The following is a 7,242-nucleotide window of genomic DNA, read 5'->3' on the forward strand; positions in this document are numbered from 1 at the left end:
GAAAACTCCCCACGGTCTAATCCAGCCAGTTCCACCCGCTGCTTGATGATCGCGTTGACCGACTGCGGATCGATCGCCCGTCGCGAAACAGTCCCCCATCGCCCGATCGCCCGAAACACACTGCCATTGTCGATCTTCGCAGCCTGCAGCCAGGCGATGAGCGCCTCTACCGGCCGACCGGTCAGATAGACGATATCGTCCTGCTCGCCGGTGGTCGTCTTGGTGCGGCCAAGGTGAATGGCGAGAGAGGGGAGGGGAGGCCCGTCCGGCATCTCGATCGGAGTCTCAGGGCTCAGCTGCTCAACACGAAGGCCGGCAATCTCGCTGCGCCGGCGGCCACCTGAGGCAAAGGCGACCATCAGCATCGCCCGGTCCCGCAGATCGCGCAGACTGTCGCTCGCGCAGGTCGCCAGCAGTCTTGCCAGCACGTCACCAGTCACCGCCTTGGCACTCTTGCGACCCCGCGTCCGGGGGACGGCGCGAACCGCAAGGCGGATGGCCGACTTGAGGGCAGGGGAGGCGAAGGCGCCGTCAAAACCGCGCCATTTGCTCAGCGTCGACCAGTTCGCCAGCCGCCGGCGCACGGTGGCTGGCGCGTGCGGGCCGACGGACTTGAGAAACCCCTGGCTTCGAAGGTTGTCGTCGACATTTACAGGCATTCCATGATCAGGGTCGGTTTCCCGGTGCTGCGGATCCCAAAGATGATGCGCGACGAACTTCAGCAGCAACGCTTCGGGCGCCGGCCAGGGCAGCGATCGTCCGGTCGCTGCCAGTCCCCAGGCTTCAAGATAGGCGAGATCAGAGGTCAGGGCGCGAAGGGTGTTGTCGCCCATGCCCTGGTTGACGAGATGGCGCAGCGTCTCGACGTCGTGGTCGGTGAGCAGCTCGGCGAGTTCGTCGCNCGAGGTCAGGGCCCGCAATGTGTTGTCGCCCATGCCCTGGTTGACGAGATGGCGCAGCGTCTCGACGTCGTGGTCGGTGAGCAGCTCGGCGAGTTCGTCGCGGCGTTCCAGCGGCAGCACGGCGGCGATCGTGTCGAGCTCCTCGGCGCGACGCTTGACGGCGGTCAGTGATGTCTTGGGTTTTGCCACGGAGGCTCCACAATAGCGGGTTTCAGCGGTCTCCAGGACCGTGATCTGCTGCGATTCTCGCTGTGTCGATCAGCTTGATTCAGCGGAATCAATTTTCTTGTAGAGATACGGTTTATTACCTGCCAGGATCAGTGGAATCTTTCAGATTGACCGGAATGCGCCTTCAGTGCGGCCATAGTCTGACTTGTCGCGAGCGGTCGTGTCTCGATCCCATCGAGCATTATTGCTAGGCTCTACAGCGTCTTCCGAAGACCGGCATTCGCCCCTATGGTGGAATAACGAGTTTAGGAGGTGCAAAATGATCGTCGCGCAGGTTTCCGATATTCACGCTGCGCCGGGCAACGACAACATGTCGCGTCTCGCTCGCGCGGTGTCATGGCTTGCCGAAGTCAAGCCTGATGCTATCGTGGTTTCCGGAGACCTTATCGATGAGGGATGGATCGAGGGATATGCTGAAATCGGGAGTCGCCTTAATGAGCTGAATTGTCCTGTTTTGGTGGTGCCAGGAAATTCAGACAATCGGCATGCGCTTAGCTCGGCGTTCACCAACCGTCACGGTCAGGTCGACAACTGCGAAGCAGTTCATTTCAGAGCCGAGTTTGGCACAATTCGGTTGGTGGGATTAGACACCAGCCTGTCTGGATCGGCGGCTGGTGACGTCGCCCAACATCTGGACTGGCTGAAACAAGCTTTGGATTTGCCAGGAGCACAATCAACGCTCATCTTTACGCACCACCACGTCGTGCCATGCGGGATTCCACCGATGGACGCGGTGATCGCGCAGGGACGAGAGGAGCTAAGTGCAATGTTGACCCAGCGCTCCCTTAGACCACTGGCAATCTCGTCCGGTCACGTACACCGACCTATGAGCGCGGCACTGGCGGCAATTCCTACTCACATTTGCGGGTCGATCTGCGCCGCAAACCCACTTTGGTTTGGAGGCCCTAGCGTTCCTGCCGTGAATGATCCACCGATGATTATGGTTCATCGGTTCGCAGCTGATGGACTGGTCAGCAGTCACGTAGGCGTCTGAACCGCTTAGGGCCGAACTCGGACCCCATTCCGAGACGTTTGGATGTCGGCTCTCGCCCTACGGCACCCCAACATCGGACAGTCCCCTCACGGCCACAAGCAGCCGTTCTTTGTAGAATGCCTTTCAATTCCTGGCGTCGTCCAACTGTCATTTTTGGGGAGCATTCTAAGATCAGCAGCGATTGATCGAGCTGGACCGGGTGCGCGGCCAGGAGGTCTCAATGGCGCAGACGCCTGACAGAATGCTCATCAGCGAGACAGCTTGGCAAAAGGCTTTGGCCCGCGAAGCCGTCATTCGGCCCATCGCTTTCATAAAGAACCTGACCGGCCCTGAGAGATTCGCCGCGTGCAGGGAGTTAGGCCTCAAGCCAACTAGGTTCTATCAGTTACTCGCCCAGTTCCGGCGAAAGCCGGTTACCAGCTCACTGCTGGATGAGACGCCCGGTCCAGAGAAGGGGAGGCGGCTCCTATCTCGGGAACAGGAGGATGCTGTTGCCTTCGCCATAGAGGAAACCTACTGCCGCCGCGAGCGGCCGACAGTCACCGCCGTCCACGACCATGTTCGATTGGTTTGCCGCGAGCGAAACCTGCCGGCCCCCTCCTGGAAGGCAGTGAAGGTTCGCATCGATCAGGTCGACCGGCAAAAGCTGACCAAAATCCGGGAGGGTGCACCGGCCGCACGCCAGCGCTTCACCGCCGTCGTCGGTGAATATTCGGCACAGCACGCGATGGAGATTGTGCAGATCGATCACACGCTGGTCGATCTTTTCGTCGTCGATGCTGTAAACCGCCAACCGCTACAGCGTCCCTGGCTGACCTTGGCAATCGACATCGCCAGCCGCATGGTGGCCGGCTTTTATCTGAGCCTCGAACATCCATCGTCAACATCCGTGGCCTTAGCCATCCAGCACATGGTTTTACCGAAGACGCCGTGGCTTGCTGAGCGAAATGTGATCGGCGACTGGCCGGTCTACGGCCTACCCACTGCCATTCATCTGGATAATGCTCGGGAGTTCCGGGGAAGGGCCCTCGCATGGGGCGTGGCTGAGCATGGCATCAATCTCATCCACCGGCCGGTTGCCCGACCACATTACGGCGGTCACATCGAGCGGCTTATCGGAACTATGATGGGAGCAGTTCATTTCCTGCCCGGCTCAACGTCGGGTGATATCGCCTCTCGCGGCGATTACGATCCACAAAAGCATGCGGTCATGACCTTTGACGAGTTGGAGCGATGGTTGGCCCTCGAAATCGTCGGACGCTATCACGTCGCGATTCACCGCGCGCTGAAGACGCCGCCTCGTCTGGCTTGGGAGGATGCCGTTCTCGCACGGCATGAACGTTTGCGGCTCCCCTACGACGAACACCGTTTCGTCCTCGATTTCCTTCCCTTCGAGGAGCGCGCCATCCGCCGAGACGGATTGCATCTTTTCGGCCTTAAATATTGGGACGATGTCCTAAGCCCCTGGACTGGTGCCCCGGAAAAAATGCGGGTTCGCTACGATCCCCGGGATATTTCATGCGTGTTCGTCGATCGGCCAAACGGCGAAAGCTGGCCGGTTCGGTTTGCAAACCTCGGCCGACCCAGGATCACTCTCGGAGAACATCAACAGGCGGTTGCCGCTTTGAGAGCTCGTGGACTGCTATCGGTCGACGAAAGCCTGATTTTCGAGACCATCATAGCCCAGCGGCAGATTGTCGAAATGGCCGGCCGTCAGACACGCAGCATGCGTCGAGGAGTGGAGAGGCAGGCGCGAGCGTTGGCCGCCACCGAGCGACATACGATCGGAACGACGGATGATGACGACGAGAGCGAATACCTCGATTTGTCGCCGTTATCGGTAGAGGAGTGGTCATGACGGAATACCGCCATCTGCAGCCGATGTATCAACAATATGCTCACTTGGGGATCGAAGAACGGGTCGCCTGGATCCGGGCGGATCGTTGGTTGGAAACGGCCGATGCGAGGGCAGCGTTGGCGCGGCTTGAGGATTTGCTGTCCTATCCGCCGCGGGACCGAATGCCATGTCTGCTTCTCTACGGCGACACCGGGATGGGAAAGACCAAAATCATCCGAAAGTTTCTTCGCGATCACCAACCCTCTTTCGATCGCGGGACCGGGGTGACGACCATGCCGGTCGTGGCAATGCAGATGCCTGCCGAACCCGTTGAGCGCGACATATATGGTGAGCTTCTCAATGCGATGGGCGCGCCTGGTCCGGCGGGAGATGCAACGTTCCGTCTGAAGAACACTTGCCGCACCTTGATGCGCAAGATGGGGGTGCGAATGCTGATCATCGATGAGATCCACGCCATGCTGACTGGGACCTATCGGCAGCAACGGATCTTCCTCAATGTCATTCGCTTTCTCGCAAATGACCTCAAAGTCCCGCTGATTTGCTCCGGCACGGATCTGGCGCGTCAGGCATTATTGACGGATCCGCAGCTTGCGGAGCGGTTCGAGGCCTTTCATCTCAAGCGCTGGTCCAATACACAGCAGCTTGCTCAACTGCTTGCAAGCCTTGGGAGTATCCTCCCTTTGCGCGAGCCGTCGCAGCTTGGCTCTGCGGCGGTGCGGCGCAAGGTGCTGGACATGACCGACGGCGTCACGGTCCGGATTTTTCGGCTCATCGAGACCGTTGCAGTTGAAGCGGTCCGGACTGGGGCGGAGGCAATCAAACTGGACAGTTTCGATGGTGACAACCTCGTGCTGCCACTGGTCGCCATGGCACGACGATCGGAACGCCGCCTACAGCGGCAGGCAAGCTAATGAGACAGGTGCGGCTCCTTCCCGTCGCACCTCGTCCCCTTGACGATGAACTTCTCAGTTGTTGGCAATGGCGGGTCGCAAGTCATTATTTCACCTCGCCACAGCGCATTGAAAGTTGGATATCCGGGACGCCTGGCGGCCGAAACCAAGACTTCTTCAGCAGCGACTTCCATCCCGATCAATCTGCAATTCGGCTTTGGGCACGCGCCTGTCGCATCCGCGAAGGCGATCTGGACCGACTGTCACTGCAAGGCGCCGGGCGGCCCAAGAGCTCTTTTGTGGGTGATCCCTTGGATAGAGGCGTCTGCCCGGTCTGCCTTGATGAGGATGCCGAAGAGGGGAGGGATCATTATTGTCGGCGATCGTGGGTAAGCGTCGAAGCAGTGGTCTGTCCTCGGCATGGAACTGGCCTCGAGAATAACTGTGGCCGGTGTTTTCGCAGCGGTTTGTTTCAGTTTCGGCAGACACCCGCCGGTGTTGTCAGGCTGTTTTGCCGTTATTGTGGGGCAGTCGTCTCAGCGCGGGGTTTTCAGCGACGCTATCAAGCTGAGATAGCCAAGGTAGGCAAGGTAATCCGCGACGCTATCGCCAAAGGCGGACCGGAGCTTGATCTTGTCACCAAGGCAAGTCGCTTCTTCTGGGCGCCGACTTCTGACGGACCCCCCTACATCACAGCGCTGGGTCTGCCCCTACCCTATGGCCGACCTCCGTCGGCGTTCACGGGCATTGCGCCGCTGATGAGCCTCTCACCGGCATGGCGGGCAGTGACGATTGCAGCGATCACAGAACTGCTCTTTGGGCTGGTCGCCGAAACGCCACGACTTCCGTCTTCCGCGCGCAAGGCCTTTCGGCAGTTCGAGCTCGAGCCCACCGCCCCAGATCTCCAAGCCCCTTTACCAACGCAGGTGGCTTCAACCGTGGAACTCCGTCCTGAACACGAATACGGGAAGCTCGCCACCGACATCATCCAGAGCGACTGCTGGAAATCTCTGCCGCCAAAAGCGGGGCGGGCGAGAAGTCGCGCAATCGGCAGGTTGATGCTCCGGGCTCTCAATGGCGGATAAGGCCGAACCGATGCGCCTCATCTAACAGGTTGCGAACGGATGATGGCTGCCATTTGCGTCCACCGCGCGCCGGTCGCTCTCCCATCTGATCAAGCTGGCTGGCAATGTCGCGCAGCGACAGGCCGGGATCTGCAATGGCAATCGCTGCGACGAGCTTCATCAGGTGATCTTCCGGCGCGCGACGGGGAGCGCGCGCCAGTAGCTCAGGCTCGGCCAGCTTCTCGCGGACCATGCGATGCACGGCGCGACGTAGCCTTTCCACCGTCCAGTCATGGCCTCGGCGATTGAGTACCCGCACGACATTATCCCAGCTGTGTTTTGGGCGAAGTTGCCGAACAGTCGGGAGCCAAGTCTGGGCAGTGGAGATCAGCTCGTCGATATAGAGTTTTTCCCGGGCCTTCGACACTGCCTTGATTGCTTCGGGCCGCCGCTCACGAAGTCCAGGGTTTCCCGGTAGCTTGCCGCGGGCTTTTGCCGCCTTGATGCCGGCTTTGGTTCGTTCGGCGATCAGCGCTCGTTCGAGTTGCGCGACGGCACCAAGGACCTGCAGGGAAAACATGCCCTGTGGCGTTGACGTATCGATCGGATCGCGGATCGAACGAAAATGGACACCCCGCTCTTCGAGATCTTCGATCACTTGCAGAAGGTGGCTCACAGACCGGGCAAGGCGATCCAGTCGGACGACGACAAGCACATCGCCGGCAGTAAGATCACCGAGTAGTCTCGTCAGAACCGGGCGCGCCCGTGACGCGCCAGATCCATGCTCCTGAAAGATCCTCTCACAGCCGGCGGCACGCAGCTCGTCCATCTGTGCGTCATGGACCTGATCTTCGGTCGAGACGCGGGCGTAGCCTATAAGACGTTTTGGGGCCGGCGATGGATTGGCGACTTGCCGTTTTGCCATGGTTTTCTCGCGCGCTTTTCGGGTGCTTTGTACAGATAAGGAATGCGTGAGAAAATGACCAGTTGCAAGCGTGTTTTATGGGGTAAATGCAGCCCCACCAGACTCGAAATGCGACCTCGAACGGGCATCCGGCCGTAACCAGCGTGAAACGCGCCCTGGCGGCCATCTGTGGCGGAAGTGCCTGAAAATAAGGAGATCGGAGGAGGAGAGGGGCAAGAAGGGTCGGCTGAGCAGAGCAATGATGAGGGAAGCCGCATCATAGCCGAATGCCAGGACCGCTGTGAGCGGCCCGCGGAGCAGCTACCGTTCCACCGATCCTAGCCGAAATCTGCCAAAACGGCCGGAAACCCAGGGATTTCCGGTCATCCAGGGCGACCGACA

At 59.8% G+C, this 7,242-nt stretch carries 5 protein-coding genes; 3 read left to right on the forward strand and 2 right to left on the reverse strand.

What is annotated here, in order from left to right; translation table 11 throughout:
- A partial coding sequence (locus A6U98_RS25985; protein ID WP_245304575.1) for a tyrosine-type recombinase/integrase occupies positions 1–1,091 on the reverse strand: 1,091 nt, incomplete at its 3' end.
- 298 nt (positions 1,092–1,389) lie between these two features.
- On the opposite strand from A6U98_RS25985, the gene A6U98_RS25990 reads away from it, so the two are divergent.
- The 3 genes from A6U98_RS25990 (at position 1,390) to A6U98_RS26000 (ending at position 4,893) form a co-directional block, all read left to right on the forward strand.
- The gene (locus tag A6U98_RS25990; protein WP_064653886.1) at positions 1,390–2,124 is read left to right on the forward strand and encodes a metallophosphoesterase; all 735 of its coding nucleotides are present in this window, start codon (positions 1,390–1,392) and stop codon (positions 2,122–2,124) included.
- 220 nt (positions 2,125–2,344) lie between these two features.
- A complete protein-coding gene (locus A6U98_RS25995) occupies positions 2,345–3,982 on the forward strand; it encodes a Mu transposase C-terminal domain-containing protein (RefSeq protein WP_064653891.1) in 1,638 nt (545 codons plus the stop codon).
- Complete coding sequence (locus tag A6U98_RS26000) at positions 3,979–4,893, forward strand: TniB family NTP-binding protein (RefSeq protein ID WP_064653887.1); 915 nt, start codon at positions 3,979–3,981, stop codon at positions 4,891–4,893. Before A6U98_RS25995 ends, A6U98_RS26000 begins: the two co-directional genes overlap by 4 nt.
- 1,050 nt (positions 4,894–5,943) lie before the next feature.
- Here A6U98_RS26000 and A6U98_RS26010 read toward each other — a convergent pair.
- The gene (locus A6U98_RS26010; protein ID WP_064653889.1) at positions 5,944–6,861 is read right to left on the reverse strand and encodes a recombinase family protein; all 918 of its coding nucleotides are present in this window, start codon (positions 6,859–6,861) and stop codon (positions 5,944–5,946) included.
- Positions 6,862–7,242: the final 381 nt, after the last annotated feature.

The organism is Rhizobium sp. WYCCWR10014, from assembly GCF_001657485.1.
GTDB lineage: Bacteria > Pseudomonadota > Alphaproteobacteria > Rhizobiales > Rhizobiaceae > Rhizobium.

Coding starts and splice junctions, on each gene's coding strand:
- A6U98_RS26010 (WP_064653889.1), bottom strand. CDS start 6,861: ATGGCAAAACGGCAAGTCGCCAATCCATCGCCGGCCCCAAAACGTCTT.
- A6U98_RS25990 (WP_064653886.1), top strand. CDS start 1,390: ATGATCGTCGCGCAGGTTTCCGATATTCACGCTGCGCCGGGCAACGAC.
- A6U98_RS26000 (WP_064653887.1), top strand. CDS start 3,979: ATGACGGAATACCGCCATCTGCAGCCGATGTATCAACAATATGCTCAC.
- A6U98_RS25995 (WP_064653891.1), top strand. CDS start 2,345: ATGGCGCAGACGCCTGACAGAATGCTCATCAGCGAGACAGCTTGGCAA.